Raw genomic sequence first — 18268 nt, forward strand, 5'->3', positions numbered from 1 at the left:
ATAATCAAACCTACAGACCAATATTCAGTATAACCATGAAGGCGAGATTCAAGTACAGATTTTATCCGACGACAGAACAAAAGCAGAGCTTGTCTCGGCTGTTTGGCTGCGTGAGGGTCGTCTGGAACGATAGCCTAGCCCTCTGCAAGCAGTGTGAAAAAAAGCCAAGTTCATCTGATTTGCAAAAAATCGTAATAACCCAAGCGAAAAAGACCGAAGAAAGAGCTTGGTTGAGCGAAGTTTCTAATATTCCTCTACAGCAATCTGTAGCAGACTTAGAGACAGCTTTCAAAAACTTCTTCGATTCCTGTAAAGGAAAACGGAAAGGTCGTAAGGTTGGTTATCCTAAGTTCAAGAAAAGAACAAATAGCCAGTCGGCCCGATTTAGGATTGGAGGTTTTTCTCTGAAAAATGGCGGTGTCTACTTAGCCAAGATTGGTATTGCCAAGCCAATATGGTCAAGGGATCTACCCTCTGAGCCTAGCTCGGTAACAGTAATCAAAGATTGTGCAAATCGTTATTTCGTAAGTTTTGTGGTAGAAGTTCAACCTGTTCAATCTGATGCTAAAAACCAAAGTATCGGAATCGATTTGGGTATTAAAACTTTTGCTGTGATGAGCAACGGTGAAAAAGCTGAAAGTCCCGGCTATAAAAAAATAGACCGAAAAGTTCGCAAACTCCAGCGCAAATTAGCTCGCCAGCCACAAGATTCTAAAAGGAGAAACATAACCCGAATCAAAGTTGCTAAGTTGCACAACCGCATTGCCGACACCCGTAAAGATTTCCTGCACAAATTGTCAACCAAAGTGGTCAACGAAAACCAAGTGATTATTTTGGAAGATTTGAACCTGTCAGGGATGGTGAAAAACCGGAAACTTTCACGGGCAATTAGTCAGCAAGGATGGAGAGAGTTTAGGACTCTCTGTGAGGCTAAGTCTGAAAAGTTTGGGAGAGAATTTCAAGTAATTAGTAGGTGGCAACCTACTAGCCAAGTTTGTGCGGATTGTGGTTTTAAATGGGGCAAAATTGATTTATCCATTCGTTCAGTGCTTTGTGTTGGTTGTGGTACTGAGCAAGATAGAGATCAAAACGCATCCAAGAATATCGAAAAAGTCGGGATGGGGAATCGCCACGACTCAAAACGGACGCAGAGGGATTGTCAGACTAGCAACGGTTAGCAGAACCCGATGAAGCGTCAAGAATCACCGCTCATTTATGACGGTGAGTATTTCAACCGATTTACCCCGCAAGACATGGCGAAATGCAGCTTAGTCCTGCGCCAGCTAGGTAGAAATACAGCTAGTATGGAGGCTTGCAGCCAGAAAATTGTTAAATTTATTTATCAACATTTTTGCAGTTCGGAAACAGGAGAAAATAGCTGTGTTTTGGTGCGTTTGTTCAAAACTCATCCCTACGGGGAATTAGAAGAATCTTTGCAACAGTCTGTCCGCCGTTTGATGAACAATCATTCCCCTGCATCCGACATGAAATGCTGGACTTTGCTAGCAGCAGCAGGCGCGGAACCGCAGTGGAATTCTCGGCATACAGCAGCCCAAAATACTGCTATTGGGTTAGTTAGCACCGAATTAGTAGCCGAAATGCCGACGATTTCGGCAATAATCCGACAGTTTGGTTTAGACATTCCTACAGTCATCGGAACCCAGCGAGAAAGGTTCCTGCAATTAGAATCTGCAGTATTAAATATTTTTCACGTTTCAGAGGCAAAAGGCAGTCTCTTGATTCCCGAACAAAAATCTTTAATTATTCCCTACCAAGTCAAATCTGTGTTGGGATTTGGGGGACTTCTGCCGTCTGGGAGTTTGTTTGCTGTAGAGATTCTCCTGAAAGTTAAAATTTCACAAAATACGGCTGAAATGTTTAAACATTTAGCACTGAGTGTCAAAACGGCTTTGTTGTTTGGTGATGAAAAAGTTGTATTTGATTCCTCAAATACTGCGGAAATATCGGCAATCAATAATGATTTTTACGAAAATCATTTTCTGGAATATCAGATTTCTAATTTGATTCAGTTGCTGGATTTTTCAGAACAAGAAATGCTCAGACAAGCCTCTCGTTTTCAACAGATAATTGATAAGTTGCAGCGCGAAATTGCCGATCGCAAAAACAAGGAACAAGCTTTGCCACTAAGTCAAGAGTCATTCACGGGTATCCTCAATGTTCCCAATGATGGTATTGTTCGCCTTGAGGAAAATCAAGGAAGTCAGCGTTTTGATCGAGGAGACGAACAGATTTAACTCAACTTCTGTTGTTAAAATAGATTCGCAGCATGGGAATGCAATTTTTTAGAATCTTAGATTGATGTTTGAGGTGAATTTCAAAATTAGAATTAGCTTCGTAGGCGTGAATCACGTTCTGGGAAACTTGTTTTTCGCAGCAAGGGGAAATAGCCCGACCTTGGCTCAAATATCAATAATTGTTCTTGGATATTGGGAGAATTGCTCGACTCCGCAGCAGTCATTTAAAAGCACTTCTATAAATTTTCCCTCTAGGCTTTTTTTTGCAGGGACGTTTACTTGATACCGCTTTTTTTGCACAATTAATTGTTTTAGCAATTGAAAGCTAGCAAATATAGCCTTGCTCATAAAGATGAGGTACTATCCGGCATAGGGCTCCGTGGGCATAGGACTATACTCACTTTTGTTATCGCCGCTATATGTTGATTTTTCACTAATTTTTGGGCTATGATTTTGCGCTGCATTAGTGGCGCTAAATCTTTGAAAAATAAAGCCATAATTTACTTTGTCGTTACTGTCAAAATAACAACATTTCGGAGGGTTTGAACTCTAAGGAGTAAATCTGCTTTAATGTATGTCAAAATGCGATTCCAAACGCGGGAATAAAAAATGTTAGAGTTCGATCGCCTGTTTCAAACAATCGAAGAATTAGTTATGCTGCACTCTCCCAGCGGTGTAGAGTCGGAAATTAACCAGCGGTTGATGGAAAAATTCGCCGCTTTGGGAGTGAATGCTTGGATCGATCGCGCCGACAATGCGATCGCCCTAATTCCTGGCCGCAATCCCGAAAGGTCGATCGCCATTACCGCCCACAAAGACGAAATTGGGGCGATCGTCAAAACCATAGGCGATCGCGGCCGCGTGGAAGTCCGCAGGTTGGGCGGCGCGTTTCCGTGGGTGTACGGCGAAGGTGTCGTCGATTTGTTGGGCGACAAGCAAACAATTAGCGGCATTCTCAGCTTCGGAAGCCGCCACGTTTCTCACGAATCTCCTCAAAAAGCTCAGCAGGAGGATGTTTCTTTGAAGTGGGAAAATGCCTGGATCGAAACCAAGTGTACCAGGGAGGAATTAGCCGAGGCGGGAATTCGGCCGGGAACGCGGATGGTGGTGGGAAAGCACCGCAAGCGCCCGCTGCGGTTGAAGGATTGGATAGCGAGCTACACCCTGGACAATAAGGCTTCTGTGGCGATTTTGCTGGCTCTGGCCCAATGTTTGCAAGAGCCTGCGGTGAATGTTTATCTGGTGGCTTCGGCGAAGGAGGAGGTTGGGGCGATCGGGGCTTTGTATTTTTCGCAGCGCCAGCCGTTGGACGCGCTGATTGCTTTGGAAATTTGCCCTCTAGCGCCAGAATACCCGATCGATGATGGCGAAAACCCGGTTTTGCTGGTTCAGGACGGCTACGGAGTTTACGATGAAGGATTGAACGCCCAATTGCGCGCAGCCGCCGCAGCAGCCGATGTGGAGGTGCAGTTGGCCGTAATTAGCGGTTTTGGGAGCGATGCTTCGATCGCCATGAAGTTCGGCCATGTAGCCCGCGCGGCTTGTTTGGCTTTCCCGACGCAGAACACCCACGGGTTTGAGATTGCTCGCTTGGGGGCGATCGGCAACTGCGCCAGCATCCTCAAAGCTTACTGCGAGCAGCTTTCGGACGACTAGAAAAAAAACTTTCACAAAGTAGTTGACAGATTGGGAAAAATTAGTTAAGGTAATAAAGGTGCGGAACACAAGCAAACGCAACGAAACGCGCCCCCATCGTCTAGAGGCCTAGGACACATCCCTTTCACGGATGCGACGGGGATTCGAATTCCCCTGGGGGTATTGAAAATCTAACTCTGATATCAAAGTGATATCTAGCAACTGGTAAAGGCAAAAACCCGAACCCACAAGCTAGGTATCATTTTTGCATTTGGGGTGGGTGAGAAACTTAGTTTTTGATTAAGGGTACAAATCTTGTTCTATTAAATCAATCAATTCAAGAATATTTATTGAAGAGCTAGGTTCAACATTTGACTCTTCGCAAATAGGAACATGATGGTGAGACAATGGATAGGTGACGAGGTGCGATCGCATTTTGCCTTGAAAAAAATATGCGATCGCTCCTCAATTCACAGACCGATTTTTTGCCGAATTTAATTCAGTTTTTCTCTACAGCTCTGTGATAAACTTTCTCAAGTCATTAGCACGGTTCACCCAACCCTGCAAAAAGACATCCTGGGAAATGTTTTCCTCAACTCTCCTGCGATGGTAAGCAATTCTTCCATCGATAATATTCAAGGCTGTTTCTTTGTTATTGTTAGCTCGCATTCCACTTTCAGTTTGCGGCCCAAAAATTCCATCAACGCCAACTCCTAATGCTTCCTGTAAAAACTGAACAGCACCGCTTACTCCAAAAAGGACAGCAGTATCAAAATGCACTATAGCTAGAGGCAATATCATTGAATCAGCCTGAGATGGTTTCCAATACATCTCGAAGTAGATTTCCATCACTTCGGCATCCTCAATAAACTGCACATCCTTGGTGGGGAGTCCTTTGGCAATCCTGTAGGTGTCATAATTTCTATGGGTAATACCTTTGTTTGTCGGCCCGCCTAAGTCAAATGGGTTATCGACATAGCCTCCTTCCCACATCAAGGTGAATTGAAGTGCGAACGCAAGTTTATTTGGCAAAGAACCGGGCGCACCGGTCGAAAAAGAAGTTACACCAGGAGTACCCCGGCGATCCATAAGTTTTTGGAAAAATGTCGGCCCAAATAAGCCAGTGTTCATGTTGTTGAGGAATACTGAATCGCAAAAACGAGTTAGCGCCTTCTTAGTAACGTTTCCAAAAATTCCATCTACATCAGATAATTCCAGTAAACCAAGAGCATTAAGCCGGCGTTGGATTTCCCGAACTAATTCCTTGTCAGCAGTGAGTTTTTCCAACTTAATCACTCGCTTATTTTTCAAGATTTCCCCAAGTTTTGATAGATCCTCTTTTACTTCTGGAATATCGTCGGGGTTAGGGCCGCGTCGTTGCGGAATAGAAACTCTATGTAGCCACATTGTTGCAGTAGATTCGATCTTGTTACTATCCCAATTCCTATAAAAATCCAAAGCGTCTGGCCAGTTAAAGGCATTAGCACCGGAAGAGATCAACCTGCGACTGTATAGTTTGTTTTCACCTTTGTTATCTGGTGAAACTGTTGAATTTACATGATACCCACCGTAGACCCATTCTCCATGTGGATCGTTTACAAAAAAGTCACCGTTGTTGTTATAACCACGAATAACCAAAATGTGACCCGAACCCGTCCAAAAGCCATGCAAGATACATATTTCACCAGAATCAAGAGAGCGAGTAATATCTGAAAGGCTTGCGGTCAGTGTCAAATTATCTTTTAACCCTAAACCTTCTAACAATCTCTTAATTCCATCTGGAGAACCGTGATCTATGCCAAGTCTATCAAAACGCGCTTTAACGTCATCTTCGTACTGCGGAAAAGAACCTAAATCTGGAACATTAAAATACTTCAAACACATTGCTGCACTCGTAGCACCGCAGGTACGCAAAGGCTCAATCTCGTTATCTTCTTGACTGAAATACGGAACGTTATGATTAATAGCCATAATTTACCTCAAGTAATAACAGCTTGTTTTTAAAGCTGTTATTAAATTGATAACCAAAGCCCGATCGCCCTGTCGGTGAGAAAAAGTGAGTTGCTTTTGTAAAGTTTCTGTAATGTTCCCTGAAAGGCTACTGGTAAGCGTTTAGAAGCCAGTAAACCTGACATAATAAGTCAAGGTAGTGGCGATGAGAGGACAAGAAGCGCTGACCGTAGTCGATCGGCTTTTACAAACAGCGAACTGCGGACAAAAACTCAACGATCTGCAATCTGCTGTATTTCTGGAAGCTTGGGAGGAACGTTCCTATTCAGAAATTTCCCAGCAGCTAGGTTACGAATACGACTACATCAAACAAGTGGGTTCGCATTTGTGGCGAACTCTCTCCCAAATCTTGGGCGAACCAGTCTCTAAGTGCAATATTCAAGCTGTTTTGCGTCGCTACCAACAATCGCAACAAGCTAAGCAAGATGACGATGAAGCGATCGCCCTTTCCCGGTTTTACGATCGCCCAAAAGAACCGCAAATCCCAGAAAGTTCGATAATTGAAGATCGCTGTCGTTTAATTGGTATGTTTGGACTCCGTGGCGCGGGTAAAGCTTTCGGCTGTCTAACTTTTATAATTGTTGTCAATAGCGATCGAGATATATCGTAGCTACCCGACCGGACGGCGCAGCAGACAATCTTCAAACAGTTGTCTAGCCTCGCTGAACCTTTCCCGATTGTAGAGCATCCAGGCACTTTCAAAAGCTGTTTTCGCGATCGACTTATACAAAATACGGATTCGTTACTGCTTGATAATTCGGATAGTGAAATCGCTATTTGCACAAACTTTCGTCCACTCCTAGCGTACTAGGAAATAAAGGGTGTATTTAAACCGTAATCTATAGCGATTTCATAAATTAAGCAGACACAATTCAATGATCGTAAATTTATGCTATACTTAAATTCTAATTTTTTACCCCAGATTCACCTATGCCAACTTTAACTGATATTGGCACTCTCATCATTTCCACACCAGAAACCGGTGGAAATCGCCCCCGCATCGCAGGCACTAGAATAACAGTTCAACGAATCGCTGTTTGGTACAAGATGGGGATGAAACCAGAAGAAATTATTGCAGAAATTCCCCACTTAAATTTAGCACAAGTTCATGCAGCACTAGCTTACTACTACGCCAATAAACAGCAAATAGATGCTGATATTGCTGATGAAGACGCTGAATGCGATCGCTTAGCTAATGAACACAAAGCGGAGAGTTAATCTTGAGCCAAATTTGTTTATATTTAGATGAGGATATTCTGGAACGCTCCTTCGTTAAAGTGCTCCGAAATGCAGGTATTGATGTAGCTACAACTGCTGAAGCTAGCAATCTCAGTTGCACTGATGAAGAGCAATTAATATGGGCAACTGCCCAAGGGCGAGTTATCTATACTTTGAATGTGGGATACTTTTGTCGCTTGCATAAAATTTATATGGAACAAGGCCGGGAACATTCAGGAATTGTGATGGGCAGACAAAGTTATTCGATTGGGGAACAATTGCGAGGATTTTTGAGGTTGATTTCTGCAAAGTCAGCAGAAGAGACGATCGCTCAGCAAGAGTTTCTGGGAAATTATATGGACTAGCAATTTTAAATGCAGGAGACATCACGAGCCAAATTCGTCTTTCATTTAGGATCGAAAACTTAATAACTTAAACACCTCCTACAGTCCTCTCTCCTGTAAGTTGCCAGATATAGCAACCGCCACATCGGGCGCGGACATTCAAGAACTCATCAATAGAGTCTAAAATCCTTGCTTTATAAACGGTTAGATTCGGATACCATAACTGTCAACTGTCAACTGTCAACTGTCAACTGCTATAAAAGGAGGCTCTTCCTCCGCACCTGCATTACCAGGCAGAGCGAAAGTAACGAGCAATGAGGACTCTTCGTGCTCACTGCGATCGCAATTCCCAATTCCCAAGTAGATTTATTTTCCTACCATGCGATCGAGCTTTTCCTTAACCAGCAAGTCTAAGAAAGAGCGCAACACAAACAAGCCGCCGAATCCTGACAGAGCAAAAGCCACCATCGCCCCCGTTTGATATCCGCCCACCAGCAGCACCGCACCAGACAGCACCGCAAAACCAGTCACACAAGCAAAAATTAGAGTTTTTAGCGCTAAACTAATCCGTTTCAAGGCTCTTTCGCTCTCGATATTTCGCACTCGAATTTGCAACTCCCCATCTTCGATCCGCTGCTCCAAACGCTTGAGGAAAACTTGCGATTTGCTCGGCTGTCGCAACTTGTAGGTGATAAAAGTTCGCGCTTGTCGGGCTAATTCTGCGATCGCACTTCCCCGGCCCTTACTCACCGCAATACTCTTGACAAAAGGCTGAGCGGATGCTAGGAAATTGTAGTCAGGGTCAAGAGTTCTAGCAATGCCGTCGAGAGTTGTCAGAGACTTGACAATAAACATCATTTCTGCAGGCAAGCGAAACGGTTGCTGCTCGAACATAATGTAAAGTTCGTTCTTAATTTCATTAAAAGCTTGAAAGTCGATCGGCTTATCAATAAACTTATCCAACAGAAAAGCAATCAGCCTCCGCACCGGCATCATATCCGGCATCGGTTCAACTAAGCCGATCGTCATTAAAGTATTGAGTACCTCGTCAGTATCTTTTCTGAGCACCGCAAAAAAAGTATTGACCATTTGGTCTTTAGCCAGAGATTTCACCTCAGCCATCATCCCAAAATCGTAAAAAATCAACCTACCATCTTCTGTCACCGCCAAATTTCCAGGATGCGGGTCAGCTTGAAAAAAGCCGTCAATTAATAATTGCTTCAAATAACAGCAAATTCCGATTTGATTTAGCTTGGCAATATCTACTCCAATCGCCTCCAAACTAATGCGATCGTCCACCTTAATCCCCGGCACGTATTCGACAGTCAACACTTTTTTTGTAGTGTATTGCCAGTAGACTTTAGGAACAATAATCTGAGGATATTCTTGAAAATTATGGCTGAAGCGATCGGAATTTTTACCTTCTTGCACGTAGTCAATTTCTTGATATAAAATCTTAAAAAACTCGTGATAAATAGATTCCAAATCGTACTTGCGCGTCGCCGGAAAATAGCGATCGCAAAAACGCATCACTTGGCGCACCGCCTTCACATCTAAATCGAATAAACTTTCCAAACCCGGACGCTGCACCTTGACAACCACATCTTCCCCGGTGTGCAGCCTCGCCTTGTGCACCTGTCCCAGACTCGCCGCAGCAATGGGAAACGGGTCAAAATCGCGGTACAAAGCATAAATATCTTTGCCTAATTCTGATTCTACAAGGGCGATCGCCTCTTCGGAACCAAACTCAGGAACCCGATCCTGCAACTGTTCCAACTCCTTCACGTACTCCAGCGGCAGCAAATCCGCCCGAGTCGAGAGAGACTGCCCGATTTTAATAAAAGTCGGGCCCAAATCCAGCAAAGTATTGACCAACCAATGGGCGCGAATTCTTCTAGTTTGAGGAGAATTATTTTGCAGCAGTCCATCCCACCACAAAAAAAACATAAACTTTGCCGTTGCAGCAAAAACGTCTATTTGTCGTGCCAGGGGCGAATATTTAGAACGCTGCCAACGCAGGAGTTTTGGTGCAGCTTTTGTTAGCATAATATTCAGGTTCTAGTTCCATGCAGCGCGATAATTTTTTAGGGATATTCTATAGCATAGAAACCGGCTTCGACGTACAAAAATACTTCGTTGCAGGCTTTGAAAAAAATTGAAAACCCCGGTTTATTCGATCAGAAATAGATAATAAACTAAGGAACTAAAATTTAATAATTTAAACACCCCCTCCAGTCCTCTATCTCCTATAAAACCTGTTTAAGAGCGGACTGAAGTCCGCACGCGCGAAACTGTTTAAGAGCGGACTTAAGTCCGCACGCGCGAACCTGCTATTGAGACAGGAAACCTGACAAACAATTTTAAAAGCAGGATTTGCTAGGTTTGCGAGATTTTCCAATCTCGGAATAAAGGTAAGTCTTCGCCTGTTTGTTGCCAATTAAGCGTTGCTTTTTTACCTAACTATTCTTCTAGATGACAGAATTCCGCTGGAGATTTTAGCAGAGTCAGAGTAAAAGATGTGCGCCACAAGTCGCCAGCTTCAGAACTTTCTGCAGGAGAGCTACACACCTCGATCGTACCATTCAAGTGCTCTACTAAACACTTTACCAGCGCCAGACCCAAACCCGTACCCGCGATCACTTGGTCAGTAATGCCTGTCCCGCGGCGAAATTTGTCAAAGATGTGGGGTAAATCAGCAGCAGAAATGCCGCGCCCGAAATTAGAGAGGCTCAAGACAATGCAGTCACCAGCCTCAGAAACCTCCAAAATCACCGCACTTCCAGCAGCCGAATATTTGCCAGCATTCGTCAGCAGTTCCAGCAGCACCCGCTTGAAACTGTCCGGGTCGGTTTGCAGCGAAGGGGAAGACTTCGGCCAATTTACCTTCAGAGTCAATCCCCTATCCGCCCAATTTTTATCAAAATCCTTAGCTAAATCTTGAATTAAATGCTTGAGATCGATTTCGATCGGAGCAATAGGGACTTGCTGCGGTTCAAACTGCTTGAGAGCCAGCAAATCGTTAACCAGAGCGGTTTGCTTAGAACACTGCTGTTCTAGAATGTCGAGATACTTAGCCCGACTTGCTAAGGGCTGTTCTGCTTGTTTGAGCATCAGAATCGCCAGCTTCATGATGGTTAGAGGGGTACGCAACTCGTGACTCATTGTACTGAGAAACTCGTCTTTCATCAGTTTCAATTTGCGTAGTTGCTCTCGTTGATTGGCAGATTTTGCGTACAGTTTTTCCTGCACCTCGAGACTTTGCTGCAACTGAGCGGTTCTATCTTCGACTAGGATTTGCGCTTGCTTGAGTTTCTGATTTTGGATAATCGCCTTGCTGACTCGGGAGCAGACTGATTCGAGCACTTCCAATTCTTCAGGACTCCAAGGGCGGGGCTCGGAGTGCTGCAACATCAAGAACCCCAAGACGGTTTGCTCTTTGTTGGTGTCGGTGAGGGGAACTAGCAATAGGGCGCGAATGTCTTGGAGTTTCAAGATTTCTGCGAGTTTCTCTGGTTCCTTGCCGATTAATTCGCTGGCGTCAGCGAGGGCGAGGGGTTTGGGTGCGGTGTGGAATGCCCGATCGCACAAATTAGATTCCGACAGCCCAAAAGCGGGAGAATTCTTTGATTTTGAGTTGGAGATTTGAGATTTGGAATTAGCTGTTTTTTCTAGATTTTTTGTTTTGCCACTCGCACTTTGTTTCTGGACATTGTTTGATTTTATTGTTTGTTTATTGCCATTTTTTTTGACAGCGAATTCGCAAACCAATTCGACTTTTGCTTTGGGCGTTTGAGTGAGGGAAGATGTTTCTAAGAGCGGATCTGTATATTTCAACAGCAGGATTTGACCTCTATCTACTTGCAGGGTATCGACGGTACGTTCAATAACTCGCTGCAAAATTAGATCTACTTCTGAACTCGTCTCAATCGCTGCGGCCACAGATTTGAGAAGATTTTTGTATTGAGCTTGTTGCTCTAACTGTTGTTTTAAACTGGCAATTTCTTGATTTTTTTGAATGTGACAAATCGCGATGCCGATCGCGTCTGATACTGCTTCTAGGCGCTTTTTGTCGGCGGCCGACCACTCGTGAGGTTGCGACTTACCAACAACTATTATCCCATTTACAGCTCCTCCAAATCGTGCTGGGCCTGCCAAAATTGCCCTCCAAGACAGCGGTGTCGCGGGGGAATTGGGCGATGAAGCTGCTGCTGTATCGAGCTCGTCTGATATGGCCACTATCTCGCCGTCTGCTAGGACTTTGACCAGGAGTGGATGGTCGAGTGATATGTTGGGCGATTCTAATTTGATGGTTTGGGACTGTTCCGCTGTTTGAGTTGAATCCGCTGCGACAGGGGCAGGATTTGGGCGATCGCTCTTATTTTCCCAGCAAGCATTGGGATTTATTAGTTTCTGGTTAGCTACAGCAGCAACCAAGCAGAAATCTACCCCCCATGCAGCCCCCAAAGTATTTGCTATTTGCAGGAGGACTTCTCGATCGATGCTGGTAGCGAGAATTTGGTAAAATTGCGGCCCATTAAGGGCGGGATCGACCTGATACTGCATAAGACGATCCAGAAATTTTGGGACTGATACTGGTTCTGTGATTTGTGGTAGATGCAAAGTGCAAGACTGGCGTTCGGTCGATCGGTCGATCGATCTGAGTAACGTCTTGATTTCCCTGGCGATCGATCATGGCAAATAGGCCTTTATTGTTAAATAGTGTTTGAACTGGCGCTGCAAATAGAACCTATCAATCACAGTCAGCTTAACTGTATATGAGCCTGCTTTCTGTGTTTGTGCAGGTTGCGGGCGGGTCATTGTCTGTAGGAAAATATACCTCAAGCGGATCGAGTTTTATTTTGCTCTTTTCTACCCTTCGATCTGTACTGGATGATTTTGACACCCTCGTGCGCGATCGGGATAAATCCCATCCCACTAATTTTCATGCGCCCAAAAACGGGTACTTGCTTTCCGACACTTTTGTCGTGGAGATCCCAAGATTTTAGAATTTTGTTCGGGTTCCTAGATTGAATGCTGAAAGTAAATCTTCAATACGAAAATCGACTGACCGTTATGATTATCAAGCTTTTCTAGAGACCGCTTGGTGACACTCCTCTGCTGAGTCTGTGATGTTTCCTATTTAAGTTTGTGATCCTAGCAAAATTTTATTGTGATACAAATCAGCCCATCCAGTGATGGCGATCGCAAAAATTAAAAAATCCCCAAATCCTTACTCGCGGTCTGGCTGATGGTTACGAACTTTTTGCTCAAAAAATCATTTTTCACTGCTTATAGAGACACTGAGACAGCTCTATTGTTAAAATTATGCAACTTTCCTGCTTACTTATTTTGTGCTTCCTCTTGGGCGTTATCGCTATTTTGGCGGTACACAGCCGTCCGGTTGACAGCAATCGTGTAGCGGGGATGATTTGGAGGCACGGCGGCCATCAAATCCGAAGCTTGCTGCCACTTAGCAGCTACCATTAACCAATCCTGGCGAGATTGAGCGTTTTTGCCCTCGGTGGCTGCTTGCTCGGCCGTTCGCACAGCTTGTGCAAAAGAGTCCACAGCAGAATTAGCAGTCTGCTGAGAAATTTTCTTTTCTGGTGTTGCCGGACTTGGAGTAGCAACGGCTTGGGTGGTGGCTGCGGTGCTGTTTGGCACTTGGGAATTGAGCCCTTTGTAGATGGCGGCGGTCGCAGCGAGCAACAGCACGATGAAGCCGACACCGGCGACGAGACCGCGCGGTAATTTTCGCGGTTCCTGCATCGAGCGAAGTGGAGCAATTCTCGGCAAAGCCCGCTTGCCCCCTCGATCGTGGCGTTCGTGATGGGCGGCGGCCAAACGCTTGAACAAATTCGGCTTTCTGAGTTTAATTTGTTGAGACCACAGCAGTTGATTTTCGGGATCGCGGCTAATTTCTTCGAGCCACAGCAGTTGGTGTTCTCGGACAAGCCTGCTGTTGATGTTGACTCGGCGAATATTGCGGGGATCTAGGCCCTCCAAAATTTCTCGGACTCGATCGACCAAACTAGACTGTTCTAACAGTTGGGGTGTGGCAGCTTCGCACAGCAGTTGCAGCACACCTTCGGCAAAAACGGCTCTAGCCCTGACTCCTACCTGTGCGAGCTGGTCGTTAAGGATTTGAATAATCGCTGCCACGGAGCCCAGGCGAGCTTGTCGAGCAATATCATCTACTTGTTGATTCACCATAAAACTTCTTGACGCTTAGCAGTCTGTATATTTATCAATCCAAAGTCTCGGATCTAATTTTTACTCCTACAGGTTATCACTGGCGCTGCCAGGTTAAAATGAACTGGTGCAAATTTTGCATACCGATCGCACTTAAAACTATCAACACAGCCTCCGAGCTCGCGCCAAAAGGAAATAAATAAACTATGGGTAAAGTAATTAGCGGTAAAATTTTTGTTTTAGACGACAACATCGATACAGATCAAATTATTCCTGCCGAATATCTGACCCTGGTGCCCTCCAAGCCCGACGAGTACGAGAAACTCGGCAGTTATGCGATGATTGGGTTGCCCGATCGCTACGGCAAGTTTATCGAAGCCGGCGAAATCAAAACCCAGTATCCGATTATAATTGCCGGCGAAAATTTTGGCTGCGGTTCTTCGCGGGAACACGCTCCGATCGCTCTGGGGGCTGCGGGCGTGAAAGCCGTGGTAGCTTTGTCTTACGCGCGGATTTTCTTTCGCAATTGCTCGGCTACTGGCGAATTGTATCCGATCGAATCGGTCGATCGACTTTGCGATGTATTTGTAACCGGCCAAGAAGTGACGATCGACTTTGCGGGCGATCGAATTATCAACCACACTCAAAACCTCACGTACTCCCTCAAGCCTTTAGGAGATGTCGGGCCAGTGATTGATGCCGGAGGACTGTTTGACTACGCACGACAAACAGGAATGATTGCAGCTCGATCATAACTGCAAAAAAACCTAAAATGTAGGGTGCCCATTCCGCACCTTACAAATATCAATAAAATCTCAAATCGAATCAATAAAACTCAATAAAATCCGCTGGTGAGGAATGCCAAAAGGTCGCACATCTCCAGACTTTTGAGAATAGCATTTACCAGCCCGAATATCCTGGGCTGTCAACAACTGCATATCCCAACCTTCGTGCAAAACTAAATCCTTGACATCCGCACTAAGCTGTGAATGAAAAACATGGCGAACAACATCTGCTTCGACATCGCAACCGAAAAAAGAGATAGTAGCAGGAGCCCAGCCAATTTCCTCTACCAATTCTCGCAACAAAGCCGCTTCCGGGGTTTCTCCCGACTCCAAGTGTCCGCCAAACAAAGCCCAATGTCCCGGATACCTGATCTGAGGAACATCGTCCCGCAACTGGCAGAGAAACTTGCCGTCTCGGTATAAAATGGCGACCGCAACATGAATTTTAGTCATTGGTTATTGGTTATGGGTTATTGGTTATTTGTTATTGGTTATTTGTCATTAATCATATCGTGGACGGTTGCATCGGAATAATAAAATCGAGTCGTACCGCCAACAGTCAAGAGTCAACAGTCAGTAGGGGCGGTGGATGGTGCGGGCGGGCCCTCTTAACAGTTAACAGTTAACAGTCAACAGTTAACAGTCAACAGTCAACAATCATGTTTGAGTGCAACCGGAATTGATATCATTAGTCATTAGTCATTAATCATAAAGATTTAGCGATTTAGGAGATACGGAATCATTTATTGTCCTAGGGGCGGTTTCACCAATAATATCAAACATCAACAAACAATTTTAATAAACCAGCACCCACCCCACAGACAATATCCCAACTACATCAAAATCAATCTTAATTAGCGAACAAATTCGCCAGTACCTATTGCGAACCATCGGCCGCTGAAATGCGCTTTAATTGTTTCAGTTCCTCAACATAAACTTCACCTAAATCCTGTCCTGCCAATCCCTTTAGCGTAATACTTTTGTAGCGGACTTCTCCCTTCAGCAAAACTTCATCGCCAAGCTGGGGCAAAGCTTGCTTAGTTAAAATCCAAATCTTACCGGTACTGTCTTGGATTTGATAAGCCGCATTCCCCACAAAAGGAGCGCGATTTTCCACCTTTCCCCGGAGATAAACTTCACTATCGACTTGCCGCTTTTGTTGAATGTCCGCAATATTAGTAACATTAAAACCAAAATTGAGTTGAGACATCGGTAAATTGCCACAACTGAGCAAACCGCTGGTAAGTATTAGCAATAAAGAGCCAGTGGAGAATCTTTGAACCCAAACTTGCTTAATTGCATATGTAGTCATTAGGTCAACTGATTTGAGATTTGAGATACGACTTACTTTAACAGAATCTCCAGACTCGATCGCAAGAGGCGAAATTCCTCTAGTTTAGTCCGAGTCTGCGATTAAGGTAAAATCTAAAATCGTCAGCCCCTAACCCAGAGTCTACAATGGATGCCAAAACTGCTCAAATACTAGATGGCAAAGCTTTAGCGACAAAGATTCAAAGCGAGCTGAGCGATCGAGTCCGCGCCCTACAACCCCAGATTGGGCGTCCTCCGGGACTTGCAGTGCTGATGGTGGGGGACAACCCAGCCAGCGCGGCTTACGTGCGTAACAAAGAGCGAGCCTGCGCTAAAGTTGGCATAGCTTCCTTCGGCCAGCATTACCCAGCCAATGCGACTCAAGCTGAGCTCGAACTTGCAATTAGGGCGCTCAACGAGGACGATCGAGTAGACGGCATTTTAGTGCAACTCCCCCTACCAGAAAACCTAGATGCAATTGCACTGCTGTACCAAATTGCCCCAGACAAAGACGCAGACGGATTGCACCCTATAAATTTAGGCCGCTTAGTGCGCGGGGAAGAAGGTTTACGCAGTTGTACTCCCGCCGGAGTGATGCGGTTATTGGAAGAATATCAGATTGATTTGAAAGGAAAAAATGCCGTTGTTTTGGGGCGCAGTATTTTGGTAGGTAAACCGATGGCGCTGATGCTGTTAGAAGCTGATTGTACTGTGACTGTAGCTCATTCGCGGACGAAAAACCTAGAATCAATTACCAGCCAAGCCGATATTTTGATAGCTGCAGTCGGGCGCACAGAAATGATTTCAGCTAATATGGTTAAACCGGGAGCAGTAGTAATTGATGTCGGTATTAACCGCGTCCTCAATCCAGACGGTACTAGCCGTTTGGCCGGAGATGTAGATTTTGATGCTGTCAAAACAGTAGCCGAATTTATCACGCCGGTGCCGGGAGGAATCGGGCCGATGACGGTTGCTATGCTGTTGGAAAATACAGTTTCGAGTTATCAGAAAAAGATAGTTTAATGCGCCTGTAGCGGTAAGGTGCGCCTGCTGGACGCACCCTACATCATGCGGCTTCTGCGATGGATTGTATCTCTTGCACTCACTCACAAATTATCTGCGTTTATTTGTGTTGATCTCTCTGACATCTGCGGTTGCAGGATCGAGCATTTATGCAAGAAATCTATTAAATACCGTACAGGCAAATTGTGGCTGCGCGGACTATTGCTTGACAGCAACAACGCGAATTCGGCGATAATCCGCAATCCAATTACCATCGCGGTAAAGAGTCGGCCGCAAACGTTCTTCAACTGCGTTAATTACGCGCGATCGCACTTCCGGCGACAAACCCGACAAAAATTCGCCAGCAAACATCTCAATCCAATTTACCATACCAGCGCTGCCGCCGGCTAGGAGAGTCGGGCGATCGAACAAAACCGCATAAACCACCTCAAAACCCCGATTTTCCAAAAGCCCAGCATACTCGCCGACACTCGGAAAATACCAAGGATTAAGCGATTGGGGCTCCGACAAGCCAATTTCTGACAAAACACTCAAAAGCGTCCGGGCGATCGCCCCCACATTCCCCTTACCGCCAAACTCAGCAACAAAACGCCCTCCCGGCCTCAGCGCTTTTTCCACACAATCGATCGCAGCATCCGGCTGTTTAATCCAGTGCAAAACCGCATTAGAAAACACAGCATCTAACGGCTGTTCCACTTGAAAATCCCTAGCATCCGCCACCGCAAAATTAATCTGAGGATAGTTAACTTTTGCCGTAGAAATCATCGCCAAAGATGAATCAATACCTTGCACAAAAGCACCGCTTTCAGCAATTTTTCCAGTTAACTGTCCCGTACCGCAGCCCAAATCCAGAATTTGTTCACCAGCCTTCGGAACCAGCAACTCCAAAAGCGATTCGCCGTACTGCCAAACAAAAGCATGATTTCCCTCATAAAGAGCTGAATTCCAAAAATCTTGTGCCATAATAAGTACCCTAAATCTGTCTTCTATTTCTCTGTCTTCTCTTTCTCTGTGTTCTCTGTGTTCTCTGCGGTTAATAAAAAAAAAATCCTCCTTCACAACATCAATTAAATTATTTGCTAGCAACTTTTGAGATCGCACTTCCCTCAATTCTGCAAACCCTAATATTTTCCAAAATGCGCGCACCCTGCTTTTCATAAAAAGCAATTCCCGCTGAATTCTTAGCATTAACAGTCCATTCCATTTACCCGCAATTTGTGGGATCAGCAATTTGTGCCAACAATACCCGCACTAGCAGAGGTTGAATAAATAAAGTTTGCTGCAATTTATCTGTTGCTGCTAACAGATGTCTGGTTCCATCAACCTCGCTTTTCTACGAAATAAAAGCCAGAATTAATTCTAAATCTGCTAGCTGTGCTTCTCTAATTTTTAGATACAAATTAGCCATTCTTGAAATATCAACTGCGCCTATTAATCACTGTATTAAATTTCATGGTTGATGTCCAATACCATTTTATATAACAACTTATACTTT

At 44.8% G+C, this 18268-nt stretch carries 15 protein-coding genes and 1 tRNA gene; 9 read left to right on the plus strand and 7 right to left on the minus strand.

Annotated elements, in window-relative coordinates:
• The first annotated feature begins 35 nt into the window (after nt 1-35).
• The 4 genes from AACV78_RS15620 (at nt 36) to AACV78_RS15635 (ending at nt 4073) form a co-directional block, all read left to right on the plus strand.
• On the plus strand, nt 36-1178 hold the full coding sequence (locus AACV78_RS15620; RefSeq protein WP_194008616.1) for an RNA-guided endonuclease InsQ/TnpB family protein: 1143 nt from the start codon (nt 36-38) through the stop codon (nt 1176-1178).
• Between the two features lie 9 nt (nt 1179-1187).
• A complete protein-coding gene (locus AACV78_RS15625; RefSeq protein WP_194008615.1) occupies nt 1188-2255 on the plus strand; it encodes a histidine kinase in 1068 nt (355 codons plus the stop codon).
• A 609-nt stretch (nt 2256-2864) separates the two neighbouring features.
• Nucleotides 2865-3911 (plus strand): M42 family metallopeptidase, encoded by a 1047-nt coding sequence (locus AACV78_RS15630; RefSeq protein WP_194008614.1) that lies wholly within the window; start codon nt 2865-2867, stop codon nt 3909-3911.
• 89 nt (nt 3912-4000) lie between these two features.
• Nucleotides 4001-4073, plus strand: a tRNA-Glu gene (locus tag AACV78_RS15635).
• A gap of 327 nt (nt 4074-4400) precedes the next feature.
• On the opposite strand, the gene AACV78_RS15640 is transcribed toward AACV78_RS15635, so the two are convergent.
• Complete coding sequence (locus AACV78_RS15640) at nt 4401-5861, minus strand: glycosyl hydrolase 108 family protein (RefSeq protein ID WP_194008613.1); 1461 nt, start codon at nt 5859-5861, stop codon at nt 4401-4403.
• Nucleotides 5862-6045: 184 nt separating this feature from the next.
• Between AACV78_RS15640 and AACV78_RS15645 the strand changes: the two genes are divergently transcribed.
• The 3 genes from AACV78_RS15645 (at nt 6046) to AACV78_RS15655 (ending at nt 7483) form a co-directional block, all read left to right on the plus strand.
• On the plus strand, nt 6046-6510 hold the full coding sequence (locus tag AACV78_RS15645; RefSeq protein WP_194008612.1) for a helix-turn-helix domain-containing protein: 465 nt from the start codon (nt 6046-6048) through the stop codon (nt 6508-6510).
• A gap of 320 nt (nt 6511-6830) precedes the next feature.
• A complete protein-coding gene (locus tag AACV78_RS15650) occupies nt 6831-7118 on the plus strand; it encodes a DUF433 domain-containing protein (RefSeq protein WP_194008611.1) in 288 nt (95 codons plus the stop codon).
• A gap of 2 nt (nt 7119-7120) precedes the next feature.
• Nucleotides 7121-7483: a DUF5615 family PIN-like protein gene (locus AACV78_RS15655; RefSeq protein WP_194008610.1), complete on the plus strand. Its 363-nt coding sequence runs from the start codon at nt 7121-7123 to the stop codon at nt 7481-7483.
• Between the two features lie 345 nt (nt 7484-7828).
• On the opposite strand, the gene AACV78_RS15660 is transcribed toward AACV78_RS15655, so the two are convergent.
• From AACV78_RS15660 to AACV78_RS15670, 3 genes are all read right to left on the minus strand, one after another.
• Nucleotides 7829-9508 carry an ABC1 kinase family protein gene (locus tag AACV78_RS15660; RefSeq protein ID WP_194008609.1) on the minus strand — a complete coding sequence of 560 codons (1680 nt, stop codon included), beginning with the start codon at nt 9506-9508 and terminating at the stop codon, nt 7829-7831.
• Between the two features lie 414 nt (nt 9509-9922).
• The gene (locus AACV78_RS15665; RefSeq protein WP_194008608.1) at nt 9923-12025 is read right to left on the minus strand and encodes a GAF domain-containing sensor histidine kinase; all 2103 of its coding nucleotides are present in this window, start codon (nt 12023-12025) and stop codon (nt 9923-9925) included.
• A 777-nt stretch (nt 12026-12802) separates the two neighbouring features.
• The gene (locus tag AACV78_RS15670) at nt 12803-13675 is read right to left on the minus strand and encodes a hypothetical protein (RefSeq protein ID WP_194008607.1); all 873 of its coding nucleotides are present in this window, start codon (nt 13673-13675) and stop codon (nt 12803-12805) included.
• Nucleotides 13676-13860: 185 nt separating this feature from the next.
• On the opposite strand from AACV78_RS15670, the gene AACV78_RS15675 reads away from it, so the two are divergent.
• Nucleotides 13861-14409 (plus strand): LeuD/DmdB family oxidoreductase small subunit, encoded by a 549-nt coding sequence (locus AACV78_RS15675; protein ID WP_194008606.1) that lies wholly within the window; start codon nt 13861-13863, stop codon nt 14407-14409.
• A gap of 60 nt (nt 14410-14469) precedes the next feature.
• Here AACV78_RS15675 and AACV78_RS15680 read toward each other — a convergent pair whose 3' ends face one another.
• The gene (locus tag AACV78_RS15680; protein ID WP_194008605.1) at nt 14470-14892 is read right to left on the minus strand and encodes an NUDIX hydrolase; all 423 of its coding nucleotides are present in this window, start codon (nt 14890-14892) and stop codon (nt 14470-14472) included.
• 424 nt (nt 14893-15316) lie between these two features.
• Nucleotides 15317-15751 carry a DNA-binding protein gene (locus AACV78_RS15685; RefSeq protein WP_194008604.1) on the minus strand — a complete coding sequence of 145 codons (435 nt, stop codon included), beginning with the start codon at nt 15749-15751 and terminating at the stop codon, nt 15317-15319.
• 146 nt (nt 15752-15897) lie between these two features.
• Here AACV78_RS15685 and folD point away from each other — a divergent pair, with 146 nt between their 5' ends.
• Nucleotides 15898-16773 carry a bifunctional methylenetetrahydrofolate dehydrogenase/methenyltetrahydrofolate cyclohydrolase FolD gene (gene folD, locus AACV78_RS15690; protein ID WP_194008603.1) on the plus strand — a complete coding sequence of 292 codons (876 nt, stop codon included), beginning with the start codon at nt 15898-15900 and terminating at the stop codon, nt 16771-16773.
• 198 nt (nt 16774-16971) lie between these two features.
• Here folD and AACV78_RS15695 read toward each other — a convergent pair whose 3' ends face one another.
• Complete coding sequence (locus AACV78_RS15695) at nt 16972-17931, minus strand: class I SAM-dependent methyltransferase (protein ID WP_228042281.1); 960 nt, start codon at nt 17929-17931, stop codon at nt 16972-16974.
• Nucleotides 17932-18268: the final 337 nt, after the last annotated feature.

The organism is Tychonema sp. LEGE 07196, assembly GCF_963890365.1.
GTDB lineage: Bacteria > Cyanobacteriota > Cyanobacteriia > Cyanobacteriales > Microcoleaceae > Microcoleus.

Coding starts and splice junctions, on each gene's coding strand:
- folD (WP_194008603.1), top strand. CDS start 15,898: ATGGATGCCAAAACTGCTCAAATACTAGATGGCAAAGCTTTAGCGACA.
- AACV78_RS15625 (WP_194008615.1), top strand. CDS start 1,188: ATGAAGCGTCAAGAATCACCGCTCATTTATGACGGTGAGTATTTCAAC.
- AACV78_RS15680 (WP_194008605.1), bottom strand. CDS start 14,892: ATGACTAAAATTCATGTTGCGGTCGCCATTTTATACCGAGACGGCAAG.
- AACV78_RS15630 (WP_194008614.1), top strand. CDS start 2,865: ATGTTAGAGTTCGATCGCCTGTTTCAAACAATCGAAGAATTAGTTATG.
- AACV78_RS15695 (WP_228042281.1), bottom strand. CDS start 17,931: ATGAAAAGCAGGGTGCGCGCATTTTGGAAAATATTAGGGTTTGCAGAA.
- AACV78_RS15645 (WP_194008612.1), top strand. CDS start 6,046: ATGAGAGGACAAGAAGCGCTGACCGTAGTCGATCGGCTTTTACAAACA.
- AACV78_RS15670 (WP_194008607.1), bottom strand. CDS start 13,675: ATGGTGAATCAACAAGTAGATGATATTGCTCGACAAGCTCGCCTGGGC.
- AACV78_RS15640 (WP_194008613.1), bottom strand. CDS start 5,861: ATGGCTATTAATCATAACGTTCCGTATTTCAGTCAAGAAGATAACGAG.
- AACV78_RS15685 (WP_194008604.1), bottom strand. CDS start 15,751: ATGACTACATATGCAATTAAGCAAGTTTGGGTTCAAAGATTCTCCACT.
- AACV78_RS15620 (WP_194008616.1), top strand. CDS start 36: ATGAAGGCGAGATTCAAGTACAGATTTTATCCGACGACAGAACAAAAG.
- AACV78_RS15660 (WP_194008609.1), bottom strand. CDS start 9,508: ATGCTAACAAAAGCTGCACCAAAACTCCTGCGTTGGCAGCGTTCTAAA.
- AACV78_RS15665 (WP_194008608.1), bottom strand. CDS start 12,025: ATGCAGTATCAGGTCGATCCCGCCCTTAATGGGCCGCAATTTTACCAA.
- AACV78_RS15650 (WP_194008611.1), top strand. CDS start 6,831: ATGCCAACTTTAACTGATATTGGCACTCTCATCATTTCCACACCAGAA.
- AACV78_RS15675 (WP_194008606.1), top strand. CDS start 13,861: ATGGGTAAAGTAATTAGCGGTAAAATTTTTGTTTTAGACGACAACATC.